Source organism: Craterilacuibacter sinensis (assembly GCF_009831765.1).
GTDB lineage: Bacteria > Pseudomonadota > Gammaproteobacteria > Burkholderiales > Chromobacteriaceae > Craterilacuibacter > Craterilacuibacter sinensis.
Window position 1 is genome coordinate 55341 of record NZ_WSSB01000014.1, and the last position, 22198, is coordinate 77538.

The following is a 22198-nucleotide window of genomic DNA, read 5'->3' on the forward strand; positions in this document are numbered from 1 at the left end:
CTCCCGCGCTGTTGACGCGCTTGTTACTCAAGCCAGCTACCACCGTCGTTTTGCAACAGCAGGCGGCAAGTATCGGCAACCCCGCCTTGCAGGGCAATCTCGAATTCCATTAGTTCATCGCGACGAAACGCGTGGATGCTGACTTTGTCGCCAGGGCGATAGCGCGACAGCGTCTTATCCAGATCACCGACTTTCACGCCATCCAGCGCCAGCACCACATCACCAGATGACAGGCCAGCCGCTTGTGCCGCGCCACCATCCCACACCTGCTGCAGGCGAACCCCCAAAGGATCGGACACGGATTTTACCCCGAGAACAGCACGCAAGGATGGGCAAGGCATCATCTCCACCACGCCACCACGGTCACTAGCCGAATCCGACGGCGTCAACATAAACGCAACCCCCACGTCTGCCAGCAACTCGGCCAGTGGCAATTCGGCACAGCTCCTGAGCGCCAGATCGAAAAACGGTTTCAGATCCAGCCCGCTCACCTCGCTGGCCAGTGTCTCCCATTCTGTCTCGCCCACCCCCTGGCCATCCTGCTGATGGCGCGACCATAAGGCGCGCATCACATCATCCAGCGAACAGCGCCCGGCCGTATCGCGCCGGATCAACAAATCCAGCGCCAGCGCGGCCAGCGCTCCTTTGGCGTAATAACTGACGATGGCGTTGGGACTGTTTTCGTCCTGCCGGTAAAACTTGGTCCAGGCATCAAAACTCGACTCTTCCAGCGTCTGCTTTAAGCGGCCACTGCCACGGGCAACGGCCGTGACGGTCTTGGCCAGCAGCCCAAGATAGCGCTTTTTGTCGATCAGGCCGCAGCGCACCAGCGTCAGGTCGTCGTAATAAGAGGTCACGCCTTCAAAGGCCCACAGCAGGCGGGTGTGGTTTTCCTGCGTCAGGTCGTAAGGCGTAAAGGCGGCCGGCTTGATCCGCTTTACATTCCAGCTATGGAAGTACTCATGGCTGATCAGGCCCAGCAATTGCACATAGCCGTCACTCAGGCTGTCATCCCCCTGCAGCGGCAAATCATCGCGTCCCGCCATCAGCGCGGTACTGTTGCGATGCTCCAGACCGCCGTACACATCCCCACCAACAAAGAGCATAAACAGATAACCGGCAAAGGGCGCCGCTGCGCCGAACAGACGTATCTGGTATTCACAGATCCGCTGCGTATCACGCGCCAGACGCGCAAGGTCGGCGTGATGATGGCGGCCGGAGACAATAAAACGGTGCGGCACACCGCAGGCGGTAAAGCAAACCTCCTCGAAACACCCCATTTCGAACGGGTGATCAATCAATGCATCGTAGCTGTCCGCCAGATAACAGCCGAAACCGGCCTGATCGATATCCAGTGCAGGCAAGGCACTCGCCAGTTTCCAGCTGCCGGACACCCGATCTGGCACAGCAACTTCCAGGCGGTGCGGCTGCGACTCCTGACCCACAACGGCCAGACACAGGCTGGATGCATTAAAAAACCCGCGCTCAGGGTCAAGGTAAGCACCGCGTACCGACAGGTCAAAGGCATATACCTGATAGCTCAACACCAGGGGACCGGCACAAGGCTCGACCTGCCAGCTGTGTTTATCCAGCTTGGTCACGCTCAATGCTCGCCCACCACTATGGGCACTGAGCGCCACGATATGCCGGGCAAAGTCGCGGATCATATAACTGCCGGGTATCCATGCCGGCAAACGCAGAACCTGCCCGTTTGCCGCAGGCTTATCCACGCTCAGCGTCACGGCAAAAAGGTGGGCGGCAGGCTGGGCGGCAACGATGTGATAAGAAATGGAAGGCGTCATGGATTAAAAATTCCTGTGGCAGGTAAGGAATAAGCCGCCGCTGGCGGGCCACTGATGCAAAAGTTTGACCTGCATCAACAAGCAGACAAGATATGACAATACAATTCAAATTGTTTTATTGCCGGATGATTTTGGATTGTCTTGCAGATAAAGGCTGAAAACAGCTACTGCATTGCACAAACCAGTCTGGCCGGAAGCTTGCCAATTGGATAGAATGTCGAACTGTTACAAGGCATCCCTTTGTACTGTCAGGGGCAATATCACCCCGGCCAGTACACCGGCAAAAGCAGGGCATCGCACATAATGGAAACATTGAGCATAAACGTGAGACGCATAGCTTAATGGATGACATAAAAACGTTTTAGTTCGCAACTTTGGAGAATCGTTAATGGAAACGCAATCCACTTATAACTATAAGGTGGTGCGCCAGTTTGCCATCATGACCGTCGTGTGGGGTATCGTCGGCATGCTGGTAGGCGTAATCATTGCGGCCCAACTTGTCTGGCCAGACCTGAATATCGGACCCTGGCTACACTTTGGCCGCCTGCGCCCCCTGCACACCAATGCCGTGATTTTCGCCTTCGGCGGCTGCGGCCTGTTTGCCACCTCGTACTATGTCGTACAACGCACTTGTAACGTCCGCCTGATTTCGGACAAGCTGGCTGCCTTTACTTTCTGGGGCTGGCAAACCGTCATCGTTCTGGCTGCAATCACCCTGCCACTGGGCATTACCCAGGGCAAGGAGTATGCAGAACTGGAATGGCCTATCGATTTGCTGATCACCGTGGTCTGGGTTGCCTACGCCATCGTATTCTTTGGCACCATCGGCATCCGTAAGGTCAAGCACATCTATGTAGCCAACTGGTTCTACGGCGCATTCATTCTGGCCGTGGCCCTGCTGCACGTAGTCAACAGCATGGCGATTCCAGTCAGCCTGACCAAGTCCTACTCGGTCTACGCCGGTGCCGTCGATGCCATGGTGCAATGGTGGTATGGCCACAATGCCGTGGGCTTCTTCCTGACCGCTGCCTTCCTCGGCATGATGTACTACTTCGTGCCTAAGCAAGCCGGCCGTCCGGTCTACTCCTACCGCCTGTCGGTAGTGCACTTCTGGGCACTGATCTTCACCTATATGTGGGCGGGCCCGCACCACCTGCATTACACCGCCCTGCCGGACTGGACCCAGTCTATCGGTATGGTGTTCTCGCTGATTCTGCTGGCACCTAGCTGGGGCGGCATGATCAACGGCGTGATGACCCTGTCCGGCGCCTGGCACAAGCTGCGCACCGACCCTATCCTCAAGTTCCTGGTGGTATCGCTGTCGTTCTACGGCATGTCGACCTTCGAAGGCCCGATGATGTCGATCAAGACCGTCAACGCGCTGAGCCATTACACCGACTGGACCGTCGGCCACGTGCACTCCGGCGCACTGGGCTGGGTAGGCTTTATCACCATCGGCTCCATGTACTACCTGATCCCGCGCCTGTTCGGCCGTGAGCAGATGCACAGCATCAAGCTGATCGAAGCACACTTCTGGATGGCAACCGTGGGCGTGGTGCTCTACATCGCCGCACTGTGGATCTCCGGCGTGATGCAGGGCCTGATGTGGCGTGCGCTGAACCCGGATGGCACCCTCACTTACGCCTTTGCTGAAGTAGTGAAAGTGACCTATCCGTACCACTTCGTACGTCTGCTGGGTGGCGCCCTGTATCTGGGTGGTATGTTCCTGATGGCTTACAACGTGTACCGCACTGCGGTTGCCGGCAAGCCGTTTGATGCCAAGATCCCTGCCGCTACCGCGTCGGCTCACTAAGGGCTGAAGGAAACAACATGGAAAAGATCCAGAAACTGATTGAAGAAAAGGTCGGCTACCTGATCGTACTGACCCTGATGGTCATCAGCGTGGCTGCATTGGTGGAGATTGTGCCACTGATGTTCCTGAAGCAGACCACCGAGCCGGTGGCCGGCGTCAAGCCTTACACCGCGCTGCAACTGGCCGGTCGCGACATCTATATCCGCGAAGGCTGCTACAACTGCCACTCGCAGATGATCCGTCCGTTCCGTGCAGAAACCGAACGCTACGGCCACTACTCGGTTGCCGGTGAATCGGTCTACGACCATCCGTTCCAGTGGGGCTCCAAGCGTACCGGTCCGGATCTGGCGCGTGTGGGCGGCCGTTACTCCGACGAATGGCACCGTGTTCACATGATGAATCCGCGCGATGTGGTGCCGGAGTCGAACATGCCGTCCTTCCCGTGGCTGGCGAAAAACCTGGCTGATGCGGCCATCGTACCAGGCAAGATGGAAGCACTGCGCAAGGTTGGCGTACCGTACACCGATGCCGAAATTGCTGCCGCAGCAGCAGAAGTCGAGGGCAAGTCCGAAATGGATGCGCTGATTGCTTACCTGCAAGGCTTGGGTCTTGCGCTGAAGAACACCCGCTAATCATGGAATGGGTCAATTTTTCTCGCAGCCTGTATACGCTGGCCTGCTTCACGATTTTTCTCGTGATTCTGATCGGCGCCTACAGCAAGAAGTCCAAACAGCGCTATGAAGAGGCGGGCATGCTGCCCTTCATGGATGACGAGCATATGCCGGATAGCCCATCCGGCCAGGCTTCCAAGGGAGTCAAGCAATGAGTAATTTCTGGAGTACCTATATCACGGTCATCGTGGTAGCCGGCATTATCTGGGTGACTTTCGTTCTGTTCACGCAGTCGCGACAGAAGGTCAACAAGGCAGGCGAAGCGGAAGACACCACCGGCCACCGCTGGGATGATGATCTGGAAGAGTACAACAACCCGCTGCCACGCTGGTGGATGTGGATGTTCTACCTGACCATCGCCTTCGGCATCGGCTACCTGACCCTCTATCCGGGTCTGGGCAACTGGAAAGGTCTGCGCGGCTGGACTTCGGTCGGCCAGTACAAGGAAGAAGTGGCACAGGCGCAAGCCAAGTACGAACCGCTGTATGCCAAGTATCGCAGCATGGATGTCAAGGCGGTCGCAGCTGACCCGCAGGCGCAGGAAATGGGCAAGCGCCTGTTCCAGACCTACTGCGTACAGTGCCACGGTTCGGATGCACGCGGTGCCAAGGGCTTCCCTAACCTGACCGACAACGACTGGCTGTGGGGCGGCAGTACCGAAGCCATCCACACCACCATCGCCGGTGGCCGCCATGGCCAGATGCCGCCATGGGGCGCTGCCTTCGGTGAAGAAAAGGTTAAGGACACCGCCAACTACGTACTGTCGCTGTCGGGCAAGAAGCATGACACCGCGCGCGCCGCACGCGGCAAGGAAACCTTTGCAACGGTCTGCGTGGCCTGCCACGGCACCGATGGCAAAGGCAACCAGGCGATGGGTGCACCTAATCTGACCGATAGCACCTGGCTGTATGGCGGTACTGAAAAGACCATCATCCAGACCATTACCAACGGCCGCCAGAACCAGATGCCGGCATGGAAAGACTTCCTCGGCGACGACAAGGTGCACGTACTGACCGCCTATGTCTGGGGTCTGTCCAACAACACCAAGGCGCAATAACGCCCTGCAGACAACTGCCCGCTTCGGCGGGCAGTTATTTTTAGCCCATCAATATATATTGCGATATAATAAATAGACATTCATCAAGTGGATTGCGCAAAGCCCGTCTGCCTGGCGGGCTTTGCGAAACCCTCTTACAGGAAGCTGAAATGTCCGACTCGCTGCGCAAGATCCCCATCAAGGTCGAGCAAGGGACCCCCTCCCCCAAAGAACCGGAAACCCGCTCGCTATACGAAGCCCAGAAGAAGCTCTATCCCAAGAGCGTCAAGGGGATCTTTGCCAATTGGCGCATCCTGTTCATTCTCGGCACCCAACTGGTTTTCTTCGGCATGCCCTGGCTGCAATGGAACGGACGCCAGGCTGTGCTATGGGACATGGTCAACCGCAAATTCTATCTGTTCGGCCTGACCATCTGGCCGCAGGACTTCGTCTATCTCGCGGCCTTGCTGATGAGCGCGGCATTCGGCCTGTTCGTATGGACAACCATTGCCGGGCGCCTGTGGTGCGGCTATGCCTGCCCGCAGACGGTGTACACCGAAATCATGCTGTGGATCGAGCACTGGACCGAGGGCGACCGCAACCAGCGCATGAAGCTGGATAAGGAAGCTATGAGCGCGCGCAAGTTCCGCATCAAGCTGACCAAGCACAGCCTGATGATTGCGTTTTCCTTGCTGACCGGCTTTACCCTGGTAGGCTGGTTTACTCCCGTTCGCGATCTGGTCGCTGCCCTGCCCACTTTCGACTTCGGCCCATGGGAAACCTTCTGGATCTTCTTCTATGCCGGCTTCACCTATCTGTTTGCCGCCAAAATGCGCGAGCAGGTATGCAAATATATGTGCCCGTATGCCCGCTTCCAGAGCGTGATGTTCGACGAGGATACGCTGGTCATTTCCTATGACGAAAAGCGAGGCGAAACACGTGGCGCACGCAAGAAGGGAACTGATGCCAAAGCTGCAGGTCTGGGAGACTGTATCGATTGCAAGCAGTGCATCCATGTATGCCCGGTCGGCATCGACATCCGCGACGGCCTGCAATACGAGTGCATCGGTTGCGCCGCCTGCATCGATATCTGCGACGAGGTGATGGACAAGATGGGCAGCCCGCGTGGCCTGATCCGTTACACCACCGAAGCAGCTCTGGAAGGCAAGTACCCGGAGTCGGCATTCTGGAGCCGGCTCAAGCGCCCGCGTGTAGTGATGTATGCACTGGTGCTGGCCATCGTACTGGGCTCGGCCCTGACATCGCTGGCGCTGCGCCAGCCATTGAAAGTCGATATCATCCGTGACCGGGCATCACTGGTACGCGAAACCGACGATGGCTTGCTGGAAAACAGCTACAGCATTCGTCTGATCAATGTCAGCGATATGCCGATCAAGCTGGAAATCAGCGTCGAGGGACTGGAAGGCATCAAACTGGTCAGCGACCAGCAAAAGCTGACCTTGGCGCCCATGGCCAACGAACTGATTCCGGTACGGGTACAAGTCGAACCGGAACACGCACCGCAAGGCAGTCACAAGATCAAGTTCGAGATCAAGGCGCAAGATGACTCGTTCGAGATCGAAGAAAAATCCAGCTTCATCGGGGAGTAAAGCAAGCATGCAGAAAACCACCGGGGCCATGCGCCCCTGGTATAAGGAGCCCTGGGCACTGGGCCTGTTCTCCGGCCCGGCCATCGTCGTCGTAGCCGGTGCCATCACCCTGTGGCTGGCCGTGGTGTCGGATGACGGCATGGTCAGCGATGACTATTACAAACAGGGCAAGGAAATCAATATGGAGCTGCGCCGCGATGAGGCGGCAGCAAAGCTGGCCCTCACCGCCCAGGTGCTGATCAGTCCTGACATGAGGGCGGTGCGCATCCATACGACCAGCCAGGCGACACTGCCCGATACGCTGCAACTGCGCCTATTCCATCCTGCACGCGAAGAACAGGATCAGCTCGTCATGCTCAAGGCCACCGCCCCCGGCCAGTACCAGGGCACGCTCAAGCCTGCCAATGCCAACCACTGGTATTTGCGTCTGGAGGACACCGCCAACCAGTGGCGGATACAAGGCGAATGGCGTCCGCTGGAAAGCTACTCGGTGCTGCTGGGTACACCCAAGCTGGAAGCAGTGGAGCCATGATGCGCGGCAAGATCTGGCTTTTGGCACTGCTCATGCCCCTCCTGGCCGCCTGCGCCACGCCACCCAGCTATCAGGCAGCACAACTGGAAGGCACGGTCGCTTATAAAATACGTCTGGCGTTGCCGCCAGCCAAAACCCGGGCCGAGATACGTTTACTGGATATCTCGCGCGAAGGTGCGCCTTCGGTGATATTGGCCGAGCAAATCCTCGAACAACCCAAGGGCTTTCCGCTGCCGTTCTCCCTGCGCTACGACAAGCCGGCTCTCCGTGCTGACGGCCGTTATGCACTGGAGGCACGTATCTATCTGGACGGCCAGTTGCTGATGAGCAGCAAGCAGCAAGTCGAGGCGTTGCCACAAAATGGCCAGGCACCAATCATCTGGGTAGACCCGGTCGGTAACTGAATCTGCTTCAGCACTCACATCAAACGGGGCTTTCGCCCCGTTTTTTTCTGTCATCCCCCCGAGTGCAGCACAAACTGCTACATGGCAAAAAATAATATATAAAACAATTCGTTAAAAACAATAACCATCCCAATCCCGCTTATAACCCACCTAAACGCACAACACCCAAAGCAAATAAATCTTCGTATTTAATTATTTAATGTTGAACTAACAAGTTGAATCATGGTATTTCTGAAAACAGAAGCCAGCGCTATAACACCACACACCAAGCTGGCACATAAAGACACACAGGGTTAGAAAAAAGGATAAAACGACATGCTTCGCCAGCACCCCAAGGGGCTCTATCTTTTGTTCGCCACAGAAATGTGGGAACGCTTCAGTTATTACGGCATGCGCGCCCTCTTCGTACTGTTCATGGTTAACGCCCTGATGTACGACAAGGTGCAAGCGTCCGAAATTTACGGTTCGTTTACCGGTCTGGTCTATTTCGCACCGTTATTGGGTGGCTACATCTCCGACCGCTTCTGGGGCAACCGCCGCTCCATCGTGGTGGGTGCGCTATTGATGGCAGCCGGCCAGTTCGCCATGTTCACGTCCGGCCTGTTTCACACCAATGCCGCTCTCGCGACGCCATGGCTGTATGGCGGCCTCGGTCTGCTGATTGCCGGTAATGGCCTGTTCAAGCCCAATATCTCGTCCATGGTCGGCCAGCTCTATCCGGTCGGCGACAAGCGCATTGATTCGGCCTTTACCATTTTTTATATGGGCATCAACGCAGGCGCCCTGTTGGCCCCGCTGGTATGCGGCACGCTGGGCGACACCGGCAATCCGGACGACTTCAAATGGGGCTTCCTGGCTGCCGGCACCGGCATGCTGATCTCGCTCTGCCTGTTCCTGTTCTTCAAGGACAAGCACCTGGTCACGCCGGAAGGCACCGCCATCGGTATGGCACCGGTGTCCAAGCTGGACGCCTCGGGCAAGGCCATCAAGCATGAGCCGCTGACTCATATCGAGAAACAGCGTCTGGCCGTGATCATGATTCTGTCGGCCTTCGTGATCTTTTTCTGGTCGGCATTCGAGCAGGCCGGCGCTTCGCTGACTTTCTTTGCCGCCGAGCAGACCAACCGCAATGTGCTGGGCTTTACCATTCCGGCCTCCTACTTCCAGTCGATCAACCCGATCTCCATCGTGCTGTTCGCACCGGTATTTGCCTGGCTGTGGACCAAGCTGGGCAATCATGGCGTAGAACCAAACTCGCCGATGAAAATGGCGATCGGCCTCTTGTTCCTGGCGCTGGGTTATCTGGTTATCGCCTTTGGTGTCAGCGGTGTCACGCCAGACACCAAGGTCAGCATGATGTGGCTGGTCAGCCTCTATATGCTGCATACCTTTGGTGAGCTGTGCCTGTCGCCTATCGGCCTGTCGCTGGTGGTCAAACTGTCGCCTGCCCGCCTGACTTCGCTGATGATGGGTATCTGGTTTGTATCCAATGCCGCCGCCAACAAGTTTGCCGGCATGCTGTCCGAGCTGTATCCGGAACCGGGCAAGCCGGTACCGCAACTGCTGGGCTATGCGGTCAACAACCTGCACGACTTCTTTATGTTGTTCGTATTCATGGCAGGCACCGCCGCGCTGATTCTGTTCGCGCTGTCCAGCACGCTGAAAAAGATGATGCATGGCCTGAGTTAAGTCCGGCATCGGCATTGCCGTACCGACTAAAAAAGGGAGAGGCGCAAGCCTCCCCCTTTTTTATGCGCCTAATTTACCCATACCGCTCAGGCAAACACCAGCGCCCCATCCTTGGCGTCGATATGCACCACGGACTTGGGCAGATAGCGCCCGGCCAGAATGGCTTTGGATAGCGGATTTTCCACCTCGCTCTGAATGGCTCGCTTCAGCGGACGCGCACCATAAACAGGATCGAAACCGGCTTCGGCCAGCAGACTCAAGGCTCCATCCGACACCTCCAGCCCCAGCTCCAGCTTTGCCAGACGCGCCTCCAGACTCTTGAGCTGGATACGGGCGATAGACTTGATATGGCGCTCGTCCAGCGCGTGGAACACCACCACCTCGTCGATACGGTTGATGAACTCGGGACGGAAATGCCCCTTGACCTCGGCCATCACTGCCAGCTTGATGACCTGATAGTCATCGGTCGCCATGGCCTGGATCTGCTCGCTGCCGATATTCGAGGTCATGACCACCACCGTATTCTTGAAGTCCACGGTACGGCCCTGGCCATCGGTCAGACGGCCATCGTCCAATACCTGCAACAGTATATTGAACACATCCGGATGCGCTTTTTCCACCTCGTCCAACAGGATCACACTATAAGGCTTGCGCCGTACCTGTTCGGTCAGATAGCCCCCCTCCTCGTAACCGACATAGCCCGGAGGCGCACCAATCAGGCGGGCAACCGAATGTTTCTCCATATACTCGGACATGTCAACGCGGATCAGATGGTCTTCACTGTCGAACAAAAATCCGGCCAGCGTCTTGCATAGCTCGGTTTTGCCCACCCCGGTCGGCCCAAGGAACAGGAAGGAGCCATAGGGCTTGTTCGGATCGGACAAACCGGAGCGCGAGCGGCGGATGGCATCGGCGACGGCCGTCGCGGCTTCATCCTGCCCCACCACGCGCTGATGCAGCACGTCTTCCATATGCAGCAGCTTGTCGCGCTCGCCGGTCAGCATCTTGGACACCGGGATACCGGTCATACGGCTAATCACTTCGGCGATTTCATCGGTGCCCACTTCGGTACGCAGCAGACGATGTCCTTCAACCGCCATATCGCTCGTCTCTTCCGCGACCTTAAGCTGCGCTTCCAGCTGAGGCAGACGCCCGTATTGCAGCTCGGCCAGCTTCTGCCAGTCGCCCTTGCGCTTCAGCTCTTCCATCTCGTTCTTGAGCTTGTCGATTTCTTCCTTGATGCTCTGGCTGCCCTGCTGCGATGCTTTCTCTGCCTTCCAGATCTCCTCCAGATCGGAGTAATCCTTGGACAGGCGCGCAATCTCCTCTTCAATCAGCGCCAGACGGCGCTGCGAAGCCTCATCGCTCTCGCGCTTGACCGCCTCGCGCTCGATCTTCAGCTGGATCAGGCGTCTATCCATCTTGTCCATTTCTTCCGGCTTGGAGTCCAGTTCCATCTTGATCCGGCTGGCCGCCTCGTCAATCAGGTCGATCGCCTTGTCCGGCAAGAAGCGGTCGGTGAGATAGCGGTGCGACAACTCCGCCGCCGCCACAATGGCCGGATCGGTAATATCGACCCCGTGGTGGATTTCGTATTTCTCTTTCAAGCCGCGCAAGATGGCGATGGTGTCTTCTACGCTAGGCTCGTCCACCAGCACCTTCTGGAAACGGCGCTCCAGTGCGGCATCTTTCTCGATGTATTTGCGGTACTCGTCCAGCGTGGTCGCGCCCATGCAATGCAGCTCGCCGCGCGCCAGCGCGGGCTTGAGCATATTGCCGGCATCCATCGCGCCCTCGGCCTTGCCTGCGCCCACCAGCGTGTGGATCTCGTCGATAAAGACAATGGTGTTGCCTTCATCTTTGGCCAGATCGGTCAGCACCGCTTTTAGCCGCTCTTCAAACTCGCCGCGGAACTTGGCACCGGCGAGCAAGCTGGCCAGATCCAGCACCAAAAGCTTCTTGCCGCGCAGGCTGTCCGGCACTTCGCCATTGACGATACGCTGCGCCAGCCCTTCCACAATGGCGGTCTTACCCACCCCCGGTTCACCGATCAGCACCGGATTATTCTTGGTCCGGCGCAGCAAGACCTGAATCGCACGGCGGATTTCGTCATCACGGCCGATAACCGGGTCCAGCTTGCCGGCACGCGCACGCTCGGTCAGATCCAGCGTGTATTTCTTCAGCGCCTCGCGCTGCCCTTCCGCCTCCTGGCTTGCCACATTCTCGCCACCGCGCAGCGCCGAAATCGCCGCATTCACCGCCGCCGGCGTCGCACCATATTGCTTGAGCAGCTTGCCGGTTTCACCCTTGTCTTCCAGCAGCGCCAGCAAGAACATCTCGCTGGCAATATATTCGTCACCACGCTGCATCGCGGCCTTGTCGGTCAGGTTGAGCAGCTTGTTCAGGTCGCGCGATACCGTAATCTCGCCATCGCTGCCTTGCACCTTGGGCAACCGCTCCAGCGCCTGCTGCAAGCCTGTCTTCAGCCCCATTGCATTCACGCCGGCGCGTGAAAGCAAGCCGGACATGCCGCCATCACTATCCTCCAGCATGGCCAGCAACAGATGTTGCGGCTCGATATACGCATTGTCGCCCGCCAGCGCCAGACTTTGCGCGTCGGCCAGCGATTGCTGGAACTTGGTCGTCAGTTTGTCAAATCGCATCATGCTCTCCTGGGTGGATCTTATTGACTGGCAGGTGGGGAATAAGCCTTTAAATTTCAAGCGGATAATTCGCCGAGGCATCATCTATGCTGACAGGCATGTCGTGCAACACACGTATCCACAGGGCAAACCCGATGAAACCCACCAGCCTGAATTTCATCCTGCCACTATGGCTGGTTTCCGCGCCACTTGCCGCCGAACCGGCACTGCTGATTTTCGGCGCTTCCCACCATGGCAGCTGCGACAGGCAACGCTACCAGTGCGATCTGCATGACTTCAATCCCGGGCTGGGGCTGGAGTGGGGCTTTGAGCAGATGCTGGCAGGCGGACACACGCTGGCCCGAGCCGGCGCATATCGGGACTCATACGCCAAAACAGCCGCCTTTGCCGCAGGTGGCTGGCGCCGGGTATGGCCGCTTGGCGGTGACTGGGAGGCTGGCATGGTCTTGCTGGGTGGCTATCTGCACGGCTCCGGCATCAACGGTCTGATGGTCATGCCCCTGTTCACCGTAGGCACACCCAGGCTTGCGCTGGAGGTCGGCTATATACCCAAAATCAAGGTGGGCGGTTATCAAGGCCAGGTCAGTGCCACCACCTTCAACCTGCGCTATGCCTTTTAGCCCGAATATGGTGCGCCCTCATGCCTGAGCTACAAGCTAAAAGACCCGCCCGGCCATCATGGCTGGGCGGGTCTTGCAATAAGCTGCGGCTTTGCCCTGCTTGACTCGCTCATGCTTCGCTAATGCGACCATCTATACCGGCCACAGCGGCGGCTCGGACAGCAGAGCCACTTGCTCACGCAAGGTCAGGATCTGCTCTTCCCAGTAGCGCGGGGTATTGAACCAGGAAAACGCGGTGTGAAATGCAGGGTCGTCCACGCGGCGCGCCAGCCATGCCGAGTAGTGCAGCAGGCGCAAGGTGCGCAGCGCCTCGATCAGATGCAGTTCGCGGCTGTCGAATTCGCAAAAATCTTCGTAGCCGACCAGGACATCGGCCAGTTGCCGGCTCTGTTCGGCGCGCTCACCCGATAACAGCATCCACAAATCTTGCACTGCCGGTGCCATGCGGCTGTCGTCCAGGTCGACAAAGTGCGGGCCGGCATCGGTCCACATCAGGTTGCCGGCGTGACAGTCACCATGCACGCGTATCATCGCCACCTGCCCGGCGCGCGCATACGCCGCCTCGATGCCTTGCAGGCACTGCTCGGCCACCGTGCGCCACGGCGTCAGCAGCTCAGCCGGCAAAAGGGTGCTATGCAGCAGAAAATCCACCGGCTCGTGACCGAAGCTGTTTGCATCCAGCGCCGGGCGCTCCACATACGGCGCAATCGCGCCCACCGCATGGATGCGGCCGAGAAAACGCCCCATCCACTCCAGCACCTCGGGGTCACCCAGCTCGGGCGTGCGCCCGCCACGGCGCTCGAACAGGGCAAAATCAAAGCCCTGCCACGACAGCAGGCTCTGGCCATCAAACAGCAGCGGCGGCACCACAGGCAGCTCGCGTTCGGCCAGCTCCAGCGAAAACGCATGTTCTTCCAGCGTCTGCGCCCGGCTCCAGCGCCCGGGGCGGTAGAATTTGGCGATCAAGGGCGGCGCGTCCTCGATACCAATCTGATAGACGCGGTTCTCGTAGCTATTGAGCGCCATCAGGCTGCCGCTGGCGCGCAGGCCTGTGCTCTCGACCGCGTCGAGGATGAAGTCCGGCGTCAGCCGGGAAAACGGGTGCAAGGTATCCATGCACCGATTATACGCGAGCCCCCGCCTAGCCATGCGCAAGACTGGACAGCAAGGCGCCGGCACTGCATCCTCGACCCTTTACTGTCAAGACTTCCCTGCCCGACTTCATGCATACGGACACGCCACACCCCAAGCCCCGCTTCAATCTGGGCAGTTTTATGCGCTCAGGCTGGCGACTGATGCAAAACCGCCCTTTACGCGTACGCGCCGCGCGCCGCCTTGGACTTCGTCCTTTGCGCGAAAAGCTATGGACGCTGACGCTGGCACCGCTGCTCTGGCTGTTCTTTCATGCCGCACTCGCCTTTTTGATCATTCTTTTCCTGTTGATGCCGGTTTTCTGGCTCATCGATCTGAGCTGACCCATGGATACCCCTACCCTCTACGCAGCCTTGCCCGGCATGGACCGTCTGCTATCCAGCGCCGAATGCGCGCCACTGGCCAAGCGGCACGGCCGCCATGCGCTCGCCCAGTGCGCGCGCGCCCAACTGGATGCCGCCCGCGCCCATATCGCGGCACATGCCGCCTTGCCCGACTGGGCCAGCTCGCAAGCCAGGCTCGCCGCCCATATCGCAAGCAAGCTGGAAGCCCGGCAGCAAATGGCGCTGCGCCCGGTGTTCAACCTGACCGGCACCGTACTGCACACCAACTTGGGGCGCGCGATCCAGGCCGAGGCGGCGGTAGAGGCGGTAAGCGCCGCCATGCGCGGTGCGGTCACGCTGGAATACGATCTGGACGGTGCCGGCCGCGGCCACCGCGACACGGCGGTGAGCGAGCTGATCCGCGAGCTGACCGGTGCAGAGGCGGCGTGCGTGGTCAACAATAATGCGGCGGCAGTGCTGATCACCCTGTCGGCGCTAGGCGCCGGGCGCGAGGTGATCGTGTCGCGCGGCGAGCTGGTCGAGATCGGCGGCGCGTTTCGTATGCCGGACGTGATGCGTCAGGCCGGCTGCATTCTGGCCGAAGTCGGTGCCACCAACCGCACCCATTTGAAGGACTACGCCGCGGCCATCGGCGCCCAGACCGCGCTATTGATGAAGGTGCACACCAGCAATTACGCGATCGAAGGGTTTACCAAGAGTGTCAGCGAAGCCGAACTGGTGCCGCTGGCGCGCGAACATGGCCTGCCCGTGGTCACCGATCTGGGCGCCGGCGCGCTGATCGATCTTGCCGCTTACGGCCTGCCGGCCGAACCGATGCCGCAGGCGATGCTGGCCGCCGGCGTCGATATCGTCACCTTCTCCGGCGACAAACTCTTGGGCGGACCTCAGGCCGGCATTATCGCCGGCAGCAAGGCGCTGATCGACCGCATCCAGGCGCACCCACTCAAGCGCGCACTGCGCTGCGACAAGCTGACACTGGCCGCACTGGAAGCGACCCTGCGCCTGTATCTGCAACCCGATCTGCTGCGGGACAAACTGCCGACCCTGCGCCTGCTCACGCGCACGCCACGCGCTATCCGCGAGGCTGCCCAGCGCCTGCTGCCTGTGGTACAGGCAGCAGCGGGTGCGGGTTTTGAAGTGAAGGTAGAAGACTGTGCATCGCAAATCGGCAGCGGCTCGCTACCGGTAGACCGGCTGCCAAGCGTCGCGCTGACGCTCACCCCGCGCGACGGCAAGGGCGGCACGCTGCTGGCGCTTAGCAATACCTGGCGCGCACTGCCGCACCCGGTGATAGGCCGCATAAGCGACGGGCGGCTGTGGCTGGACCTGCGTTGCCTGGAAGACGAAGCCGCCTTTAGCGCCAACTTCTCCTCTTAAAGCGCCGACGGGCGCAATAAACACTGGCCCGGCAAGCGTCGCCTGCCGGGCCAGTGAAAAAGGTATCTGGTCAAAACGATGCCCATGAGCACTCAGGCCGTACTCACATCCCTCGCTGCGCCATCTGCGGCAAGCTGCTCATGCTCGCTGGCGGATTGCCGGTAGCCGTCGCGCCCGCCAACCTTGGCCTGCAATAGCGCGAGGTCGGCGCGGTGCAGCAGGGCCTCCAGACTATAGTCATCTGGCGAGCGCTCGGCGACGCCCACGCTGATCGAGCAGGGAATGCACTCACCCTGCCACATAAACGCGTGCGAACGGATCTCCTCGCACACCTGCTGGGCAAACCAGCAGGCCTTGGCAAGCTGCTGCTGGGGCAGGACAACGGCGAACTCCTCGCCGCCACAACGTCCGATAAGATTGGTGCGACCAAACACTGTCTGCAACCGCGCCCCTACCAGGCGCAACACCCCATCTCCGGCGGCATGCCCCCAGCGGTCGTTGATACGCTTGAAGTGGTCGATATCCAGCATCAGCACCGATAACGGCTCATCATGCTCGAGCGCCTGCCGGAATACGTCCCGGCCCTGCTCGAAGAAATGCGCGCGCGCAAAGACGCCGGTTAACGCGTCGTACATTGCTATCTGGCGCAGGCGGGCATTGGCCTCTTCCAGTTCGGCGGTACGCATCGCCACCCTGTGCTCCAGCTCTTCGTTGGCATGACGCAACACTTCTTCCGCCTGATGCAGGGCAGTCACGTCGCGGCTGATCCCCAGAATGAACTCGACCCGCCCGTCGGCACCGTGGGCAGGCACCAGCAAGGTCATCCAGTAGTGCACCGCGTCACTGCCCTCGACCGTCCCGCTTTCCTCGTAGGTCAACGGCCTGCCGGTCGCCACGCATTGCCGGTAACGCTCGAGCACGGTCTCGCGGTAAGGCGCCGCCACCAGCTCGCGCACCGCGCGCCCCTGCGTTGCCGAGGCCGGCAGGCCAATAAAGGCCTGCTGCGCCGGGTTGCAGTCCGCGAGCACGAAGTCGCCGTCCCTATCGCAAGCGATCAGGAAGACATTGTCCGGAAACTCTTGCCACAGGCTCTCGAACGCGGGAAAGCGACGGCGCAGAACCCGAATCCAGCCGGCAGACGTAGCGGGGGTAGACGAGGCGGAAGGCGACACGATGTCCCAAGCATGCTTAAAAGATTCATTTTGCCATCATTCAATGCAAATTGAATATGATTTCGATAAAAAAACTGGAGGACACAACAATGACACTCAAAACCCTGGGCCCCGCCGAGTTCGAACACCTCGCCATCGGCGCCTGCCTGCTTGGCGGCGGCGGTGGCGGCCCACTGACCGGCGCAGCCCCGCTGCTCGACTATCTGCGCGCGCAAGGCCAGCCTGTCACCCTGATCGGTGTCGACGATTTGCCAACTGGCATCGTAGCCGCCGCCGTTGCCGGCATCGGCGCGCCGAATGCCGCGACCCAGTCCGGCGACTTTACCCGCGCCCCGCTACAGGCGTTCCAGTGCTACGCCAGCTTGCTGGCGCAGGCACCCGGCGCGGTACTGCCGGCAGAGGTCGCCACCATGAACAGCCTGATCCCGGCCGTGGTGGCGGCACAGACCGGCCTGCCGCTGGTGGGTGCCGACAGCGCCGGCCGCGCCCTGCCGACCCTGAACCTCGCTGCCTTCAATCTGGCCACGCCGCCCTCCCCTTTGCTGCTGGCCAACCAGCCGGCCGACGGTTCAGAGAGCATCAGCATTACCCTGTCGGCTCCCAGCGCCAGCCAGACCGACAGCCTGGTCCGTGCCAACCTGACGGCAACCGACGACAGCGGCTACAGCCTGTTCGAACGAGAGCGGCGGCTTTGACCGCCTGCAGGTTACTCTGACCACAGACGACGGCACCCTCGTGCACGTGCTGGCCGTCAACGAGAACCTGATTGCCTACGCCGAAGGTTGCGCCTCCCCGCTGGCAGCGGCGCCGGATACGCTGGCCTGGCTCACCGAAGATGGCCACCCGCTCTCCAACAGCGAGATCCGCCCGGACGCTGCGCTCAAGCGCTCGCAACATCTGGGGCGGCGCATCAGCCTGCTGGGGTTGCCGGCCGCGCCCATCCTGCGTACTCCGTCACTGACAGCCGGCTTTGCCGCCGTGCTGGCCCAGCTTGACTATTTCGGCCAGGCACCGCAGCTGCAGGCAAGCTGAGGCGGCAGCTGCAAGCAGCAACTTGTGTGGGAAATAGCCATAAAAAAACCGGAGCCCATGGCTCCGGTTTGCGGCTGAACGCGTTTACGCTCAGAACTTGTACATCACGCCTGCGCCGACACGCTTGACTTCTGCATCGTAGAAGTTGATGTCGGAGTCGGACTTGCCGTAGGCGGCGTTGACGAAGCCGCTGACATTCTTGTAACCGAACAGCTGGTGACGCAGCAGGTTGGCGCCGATCACGAAGTCGCTGCTGTCCGCCTTCTTGAAGCCGAACAGCGGGTTGCCGGCATCGTATTTCTGCTCGCCCAGATACAGGTTAGCAGTCAGGGTGTAGAGGCCGGTGTTGTAGCCGTAGTCCAGCTTGAAGCCAGCGGAGTCGTTGCTCATGGCGCGACCGTCGAGGTCGTGCTTGCCCAGTACGATACCCGGCGCCAGGAAGTGGCCCGGCGCGAATTCCCAGTCGTAGGACAGGTTGAAGCGGGTGGTGTTGCCGTTGCGGTCCAGTAAGCTCGATGGGCTGCGTTCTTCATCCAGCTCAACCTTGCGGCGGGTGATGTCGGCGCTGAAGTTGCTGCCCAGAATGCCTTCCCAGCCCAGACGCATACCGGTCGACTTGCGCTTGGTCTCTTCGCGCTCGGTGCCCAGTGCATACGGGTTGGCCCATACATCCTTGCTGCCGAAGCCGCTGAATACCAGGCCGGCGGAAACGATACCGTTGTTACCAATTTCCTGACGTACGCCCAGCTGCTGGGTGTAATCCAGACGCAGCGCATCGTGTACCTGGTTACCCAGTACAAACTGGGTGCGGCTGTCGGCCAGGGTGTAACGCAAGTCCAGCATCAGCAGCGGATCAGTTTCGCCGTGGCTGTCAGGCGCACCCAAGTGATTGATACGGCCGTTGTCGTCACCCTTGTACATATTGGAAGAAACATCACTGCTCGCCACACCGATGCTGAGCGCGCCGGAAAAGCCGTTGGTGGTCGGAATCGGGTTAATGGCGGCCGAAGCAGCGCCGGTCAGCAGCAATGCGGCCGAAGCCAGTGCGATTTTTTTCATACTTGTGTCCCTTTTGCGCAAAAATCGCTCTGCCCCTTGGCGACAGAGGATTAAAATCAAGTTCTTGTTCCGTCCACTCATTAAAGACGGCTAAAAGTTTGTCTGATTGTCGCACGAAGATACCAGTTGATACTCAAGTGTGTGCATTAGTTCACACCGTGGTGTCCGTCATCCTTGGCAACCTTAAGCCAAAATTAATCATTCAATGGCATCATAAAGTCATTTGAATTAAACAAAAGCATACTTATGCCCCTGGAAAAACGTCTGCCGGATCACAATCAAGTCGATGAGCTGGCACGCTACGCTGCCGCCAAAAAAAGCACGCTGGTCAGCGTCGTCATCAACCTGATCCTGACCATACTGCAAGTCACGGTCGGCATCTTTGCCCGCTCGCAGGCGCTGGTGGCGGACGGTATCCATTCGCTGTCCGACCTCTTGGCCGATTTTGTCGTGCTGTTTGCCAGCCACCACGGGCGCAAGGGGCCGGATGATGACCACCATTACGGCCATCAGCGTTATGAAAACGCCGCATCCCTGGTGCTGGGGCTGTTATTGCTGGTGGTCGGCATCGGCATGCTCATTTCGGCCGCGTCCAAATTCAACGATCCGGCGTCCATTCCGCAGGTGCATGCCATCGCGCTGTGGGTAGCGGTGTTTACCCTGTTCTGCAAGGAAGGCCTGTTCCGCTACATGCTGAACATTGCCAAGCGTGTGCGCTCGACCATGCTGGTGGCCAATGCCTGGCATGCGCGCTCGGATGCCGCCTCGTCGCTGGTGGTGGCGCTTGGCATCGTCGGCAACCTGATGGGCTACCCGCTGCTGGACCCTGCCGCCGCGCTGATTGTCGGCCTGATGATCTGCAAGACCGGCGGCCAGTTTGCCTGGGAAGCGCTATCCGACCTGATGGATAAGGCAGCCGATGAGGAAGAAGTGGAGAAAATACGCGCAACCTTGCTCGCAACCCCCGGCATTACCGGCCTGCATGACCTGAGAACGCGCAAGATGGGCGATATGATCATGGTCGATGTGCATCTGGAAGTCGACGGCCAGCTTAATGTGCGCGAAGGCCACAATATCGCGCTACAGGCGCGCGCCAGCGTGATGGCCGAACATCCGGTGCTGAATGTAATGACCCACGTCGATCCGGTCTAGCCGAAACAGCGTTCACCCTCTACCATGGGCGGCTTTGCAGCAAGGAAAGCCGCCCATGATCATCGCTACCGCCGGTCACGTTGACCATGGCAAGACTTCGCTATTGCATGCGTTAACCGGCACCAATGCCGACCGCCTGCCCGAAGAAAAACGCCGCGGCATGACGCTGGATCTGGGTTACGCCTTTCTTGCATGCGCCAATGGCGCGCGCATCGGTTTTGTCGATGTACCCGGCCACGAGCGCTTCCTGTCCAATATGCTCGCCGGCGTTGGCGGTCTGGATCATGCGCTGCTGGTCGTCGCCTGCGACGACGGCGTGATGGCGCAAACGCGCGAACACCTTGCCATCTTGCGCCTGGCCGGCGTGCCATCGCTCAGCGTGGCCTTAAGCAAAAGCGATCTGGCTATGCCTGCGCGCCTCAGTGCGCTGCAAGCCGAGATCGAGGCGCTATGCGCTGCCCACCAGCTCCCCCTTGCCGCCGTGCTGCCGGTATCCAGCCATAGCGGCGCCGGAATCGACGCCTTGCGCGGCCATCTGGCCAGCTTACAACCCGCGCCCCATGCGCCGCACAAGCGCTTTCGTCTGGCGATAGACCGCGCCTTTACCATCAAGGGCAGCGGACTGGTCGTCAGCGGCACGGCCTTGTCTGGCAGCGTTAGCGTAGGCGACAGCCTTTACCTGAGTGCGGATAAGCGCCGCGTGCGCGTGCGCGCCCTGCATGCACAAGGACAAGCCTGCGGCAGCGCCCTAGCCGGCGAGCGCATCGCACTGAATCTGGCCGGCGACATCAGCAAAGACGACATCCGGCGCGGCGACTGGTTATTAAGCCAAGAAGGCTATAGCAGCACACGCATCAGCGTACAGCTTGAGTTGCTGCCGGACAGCGCACCGCTTAAACACTGGCAGGCGGTACATATCCATCACGGCGCACGCCACACCACCGGCCATCTGGCGCTATTGGGCGACGATAGCCTCACACCCTGCGCCGAGCTGGCGCTGGATACGCCGCTGTACCTAGCCGACAACGACAGGCTGATTGTGCGCGATGCCAGCGCCCGCCATACGCTGGCCGGCGCACGCGTACTGGATCTATCCCCGCCCACCCGCGCCAAGCGAAGTGCCACACGACTGGCACAGTTGTCGGCACTCTCACAGGCAGGCCAGGACGACAGCCGCTGCCTGCAAGTGCTGGCTGCTGCCGGACGCGTCGATCTGGATGCCTTTGCCTGGGCGCGTCAGCGTAGCGATGACGCCAGAGCCCTTGCCGGGCAGCTGCAACTGGTGAATATAGGCGCACTCGCCTATTCGGCCGGCTACTGGCAAGGCCTCAAGCACACGCTGTTGCAACGGCTGACTGAGCTGCATCTGGCCCAGCCTGACCAGATGGGCGCGGCGCGCTCGCGCCTCAAGCGCCTGGCGTTGCCCAGCGAAGACAGCACAGCGGTCATGCATGCCATCGATCAGCTGCTGCAAGCAGGGCTTCTGTGTGAAACCCGCGGCTGGCTGCACCTGCCGCAGCACAGCCTGGCCTTCACGCCGGCAGAAGATGCGCTATGGCAGCGCATTGCCATGCATCTGGCCGGCGACGATGCGCGCTGGGTGCGCGATCTGGCACAAGACGCCGGCAGCGACGAAGACAGCGTCCGCCCCTTGCTGAAAAAAGCCGCACGTCTGGGCCATGTGATCGCCATCGTGCCCGACCGCTATTACCCGAGCACACGCATCCACGAGATGGCCCATATCGTGCGTCAGCTGGTCGCTGAACACGGTTTTGCCGATGCCGCCTCGTTTCGCAACCGGATCGGCGCCGGGCGCAAGCTGGCGATCCAGATTCTGGAATTTTTCGACAAAAGCGGCCTGACCCGGCGTCAGGGCGATCGCCATTTGCTGCGCGATGGCACACAGTTTGGCTAAGCCCATTCGACGCACGCACCAGGCTCGCTTATAATCACCCTCCTTGCGGAAGATCAACATTCCCGGTGGAATGGCCGGTCTTCAAAACCGGAGGGGGCCGCCAGCGGTCCCGGGCAGGTTCGACTCCTGTGATCTTCCGCCATTTCGCACCACTC

20 protein-coding genes and 1 tRNA gene are annotated in these 22198 nt (G+C 59.9%); 16 read left to right on the top strand and 5 right to left on the bottom strand.

The window, feature by feature from the left end; translation table 11 throughout:
- Positions 1–23: 23 nt before the first annotated feature.
- Positions 24–1802 (bottom strand): M61 family metallopeptidase, encoded by a 1779-nt coding sequence (locus GQF02_RS13760; RefSeq protein ID WP_160797923.1) that lies wholly within the window; start codon positions 1800–1802, stop codon positions 24–26.
- 388 nt (positions 1803–2190) lie between these two features.
- Between GQF02_RS13760 and ccoN the strand changes: the two genes are divergently transcribed.
- From ccoN to GQF02_RS13800, 8 genes are all read left to right on the top strand, one after another.
- The gene (ccoN, locus tag GQF02_RS13765; RefSeq protein ID WP_124735625.1) at positions 2191–3615 is read left to right on the top strand and encodes a cytochrome-c oxidase, cbb3-type subunit I; all 1425 of its coding nucleotides are present in this window, start codon (positions 2191–2193) and stop codon (positions 3613–3615) included.
- A gap of 17 nt (positions 3616–3632) precedes the next feature.
- Positions 3633–4247, top strand: a complete 615-nt coding sequence (gene ccoO / locus GQF02_RS13770) for a cytochrome-c oxidase, cbb3-type subunit II (protein ID WP_124735626.1) — start codon at positions 3633–3635, stop codon at positions 4245–4247.
- Between the two features lie 2 nt (positions 4248–4249).
- Positions 4250–4441, top strand: coding sequence for a cbb3-type cytochrome oxidase subunit 3 (locus GQF02_RS13775; protein ID WP_124735627.1), 192 nt, complete (start codon positions 4250–4252; stop codon positions 4439–4441).
- A complete protein-coding gene (gene ccoP / locus GQF02_RS13780; protein ID WP_124735628.1) occupies positions 4438–5343 on the top strand; it encodes a cytochrome-c oxidase, cbb3-type subunit III in 906 nt (301 codons plus the stop codon). The genes GQF02_RS13775 and ccoP overlap by 4 nt, the downstream gene beginning before the upstream one ends.
- 149 nt (positions 5344–5492) lie before the next feature.
- Entirely contained in the window at positions 5493–6932 is a 1440-nt protein-coding gene (ccoG, locus tag GQF02_RS13785) for a cytochrome c oxidase accessory protein CcoG (protein WP_124735629.1), read from the top strand.
- 7 nt (positions 6933–6939) lie between these two features.
- Positions 6940–7464 carry a FixH family protein gene (locus GQF02_RS13790; protein ID WP_124735630.1) on the top strand — a complete coding sequence of 175 codons (525 nt, stop codon included), beginning with the start codon at positions 6940–6942 and terminating at the stop codon, positions 7462–7464.
- 32 nt (positions 7465–7496) lie between these two features.
- The gene (locus tag GQF02_RS13795) at positions 7497–7868 is read left to right on the top strand and encodes a YbaY family lipoprotein (RefSeq protein ID WP_160797925.1); all 372 of its coding nucleotides are present in this window, start codon (positions 7497–7499) and stop codon (positions 7866–7868) included.
- A 315-nt stretch (positions 7869–8183) separates the two neighbouring features.
- Positions 8184–9557: a peptide MFS transporter gene (locus tag GQF02_RS13800; protein ID WP_160797927.1), complete on the top strand. Its 1374-nt coding sequence runs from the start codon at positions 8184–8186 to the stop codon at positions 9555–9557.
- Between the two features lie 86 nt (positions 9558–9643).
- On the opposite strand, the gene clpB is transcribed toward GQF02_RS13800, so the two are convergent.
- Positions 9644–12220, bottom strand: coding sequence for an ATP-dependent chaperone ClpB (gene clpB / locus GQF02_RS13805; protein WP_124735709.1), 2577 nt, complete (start codon positions 12218–12220; stop codon positions 9644–9646).
- Positions 12221–12354: 134 nt separating this feature from the next.
- On the opposite strand from clpB, the gene GQF02_RS13810 reads away from it, so the two are divergent.
- Positions 12355–12840, top strand: coding sequence for a hypothetical protein (locus GQF02_RS13810; RefSeq protein WP_124735633.1), 486 nt, complete (start codon positions 12355–12357; stop codon positions 12838–12840).
- Positions 12841–12972: 132 nt separating this feature from the next.
- On the opposite strand, the gene GQF02_RS13815 is transcribed toward GQF02_RS13810, so the two are convergent.
- A complete protein-coding gene (locus GQF02_RS13815; protein WP_160797929.1) occupies positions 12973–13956 on the bottom strand; it encodes a serine/threonine protein kinase in 984 nt (327 codons plus the stop codon).
- Between the two features lie 179 nt (positions 13957–14135).
- Here GQF02_RS13815 and GQF02_RS13820 point away from each other — a divergent pair, with 179 nt between their 5' ends.
- Positions 14136–14315 (top strand): hypothetical protein, encoded by a 180-nt coding sequence (locus tag GQF02_RS13820; protein WP_160797931.1) that lies wholly within the window; start codon positions 14136–14138, stop codon positions 14313–14315.
- 3 nt (positions 14316–14318) lie between these two features.
- Positions 14319–15713, top strand: a complete 1395-nt coding sequence (gene selA / locus GQF02_RS13825) for an L-seryl-tRNA(Sec) selenium transferase (protein WP_160797933.1) — start codon at positions 14319–14321, stop codon at positions 15711–15713.
- 92 nt (positions 15714–15805) lie between these two features.
- On the opposite strand, the gene GQF02_RS13830 is transcribed toward selA, so the two are convergent.
- Positions 15806–16885 carry a sensor domain-containing diguanylate cyclase gene (locus GQF02_RS13830; RefSeq protein WP_124735637.1) on the bottom strand — a complete coding sequence of 360 codons (1080 nt, stop codon included), beginning with the start codon at positions 16883–16885 and terminating at the stop codon, positions 15806–15808.
- Between the two features lie 89 nt (positions 16886–16974).
- Between GQF02_RS13830 and GQF02_RS13835 the strand changes: the two genes are divergently transcribed.
- Positions 16975–17580 carry an S-methyl thiohydantoin desulfurase domain-containing protein gene (locus GQF02_RS13835; protein WP_160797935.1) on the top strand — a complete coding sequence of 202 codons (606 nt, stop codon included), beginning with the start codon at positions 16975–16977 and terminating at the stop codon, positions 17578–17580.
- A gap of 40 nt (positions 17581–17620) precedes the next feature.
- Positions 17621–17917 (top strand): hypothetical protein, encoded by a 297-nt coding sequence (locus GQF02_RS13840; protein ID WP_328698627.1) that lies wholly within the window; start codon positions 17621–17623, stop codon positions 17915–17917.
- 90 nt (positions 17918–18007) lie between these two features.
- On the opposite strand, the gene GQF02_RS13845 is transcribed toward GQF02_RS13840, so the two are convergent.
- On the bottom strand, positions 18008–18976 hold the full coding sequence (locus GQF02_RS13845) for a DUF2860 family protein (protein ID WP_160797937.1): 969 nt from the start codon (positions 18974–18976) through the stop codon (positions 18008–18010).
- Positions 18977–19222: 246 nt separating this feature from the next.
- Between GQF02_RS13845 and GQF02_RS13850 the strand changes: the two genes are divergently transcribed.
- From GQF02_RS13850 to GQF02_RS13860, 3 genes are all read left to right on the top strand, one after another.
- On the top strand, positions 19223–20128 hold the full coding sequence (locus GQF02_RS13850) for a cation diffusion facilitator family transporter (protein ID WP_160797939.1): 906 nt from the start codon (positions 19223–19225) through the stop codon (positions 20126–20128).
- Positions 20129–20183: 55 nt separating this feature from the next.
- Complete coding sequence (selB, locus tag GQF02_RS13855) at positions 20184–22043, top strand: selenocysteine-specific translation elongation factor (RefSeq protein ID WP_160797941.1); 1860 nt, start codon at positions 20184–20186, stop codon at positions 22041–22043.
- A 47-nt stretch (positions 22044–22090) separates the two neighbouring features.
- A tRNA-Sec gene (locus GQF02_RS13860) sits at positions 22091–22185 on the top strand.
- Positions 22186–22198 lie beyond the last annotated feature (13 nt).

Excerpts from the sequence above, each read along its gene's own strand:
- GQF02_RS13760 (WP_160797923.1), bottom strand. The coding sequence starts at position 1,802 with ATGACGCCTTCCATTTCTTATCACATCGTTGCCGCCCAGCCTGCCGCC.
- ccoN (WP_124735625.1), top strand. The coding sequence starts at position 2,191 with ATGGAAACGCAATCCACTTATAACTATAAGGTGGTGCGCCAGTTTGCC.
- ccoO (WP_124735626.1), top strand. The coding sequence starts at position 3,633 with ATGGAAAAGATCCAGAAACTGATTGAAGAAAAGGTCGGCTACCTGATC.
- GQF02_RS13775 (WP_124735627.1), top strand. The coding sequence starts at position 4,250 with ATGGAATGGGTCAATTTTTCTCGCAGCCTGTATACGCTGGCCTGCTTC.
- ccoP (WP_124735628.1), top strand. The coding sequence starts at position 4,438 with ATGAGTAATTTCTGGAGTACCTATATCACGGTCATCGTGGTAGCCGGC.
- ccoG (WP_124735629.1), top strand. The coding sequence starts at position 5,493 with ATGTCCGACTCGCTGCGCAAGATCCCCATCAAGGTCGAGCAAGGGACC.
- GQF02_RS13790 (WP_124735630.1), top strand. The coding sequence starts at position 6,940 with ATGCAGAAAACCACCGGGGCCATGCGCCCCTGGTATAAGGAGCCCTGG.
- GQF02_RS13795 (WP_160797925.1), top strand. The coding sequence starts at position 7,497 with ATGCCCCTCCTGGCCGCCTGCGCCACGCCACCCAGCTATCAGGCAGCA.
- GQF02_RS13800 (WP_160797927.1), top strand. The coding sequence starts at position 8,184 with ATGCTTCGCCAGCACCCCAAGGGGCTCTATCTTTTGTTCGCCACAGAA.
- clpB (WP_124735709.1), bottom strand. The coding sequence starts at position 12,220 with ATGCGATTTGACAAACTGACGACCAAGTTCCAGCAATCGCTGGCCGAC.
- GQF02_RS13810 (WP_124735633.1), top strand. The coding sequence starts at position 12,355 with ATGAAACCCACCAGCCTGAATTTCATCCTGCCACTATGGCTGGTTTCC.
- GQF02_RS13815 (WP_160797929.1), bottom strand. The coding sequence starts at position 13,956 with ATGGATACCTTGCACCCGTTTTCCCGGCTGACGCCGGACTTCATCCTC.
- GQF02_RS13820 (WP_160797931.1), top strand. The coding sequence starts at position 14,136 with ATGCAAAACCGCCCTTTACGCGTACGCGCCGCGCGCCGCCTTGGACTT.
- selA (WP_160797933.1), top strand. The coding sequence starts at position 14,319 with ATGGATACCCCTACCCTCTACGCAGCCTTGCCCGGCATGGACCGTCTG.
- GQF02_RS13835 (WP_160797935.1), top strand. The coding sequence starts at position 16,975 with ATGACACTCAAAACCCTGGGCCCCGCCGAGTTCGAACACCTCGCCATC.
- GQF02_RS13845 (WP_160797937.1), bottom strand. The coding sequence starts at position 18,976 with ATGAAAAAAATCGCACTGGCTTCGGCCGCATTGCTGCTGACCGGCGCT.
- GQF02_RS13850 (WP_160797939.1), top strand. The coding sequence starts at position 19,223 with ATGCCCCTGGAAAAACGTCTGCCGGATCACAATCAAGTCGATGAGCTG.
- selB (WP_160797941.1), top strand. The coding sequence starts at position 20,184 with ATGATCATCGCTACCGCCGGTCACGTTGACCATGGCAAGACTTCGCTA.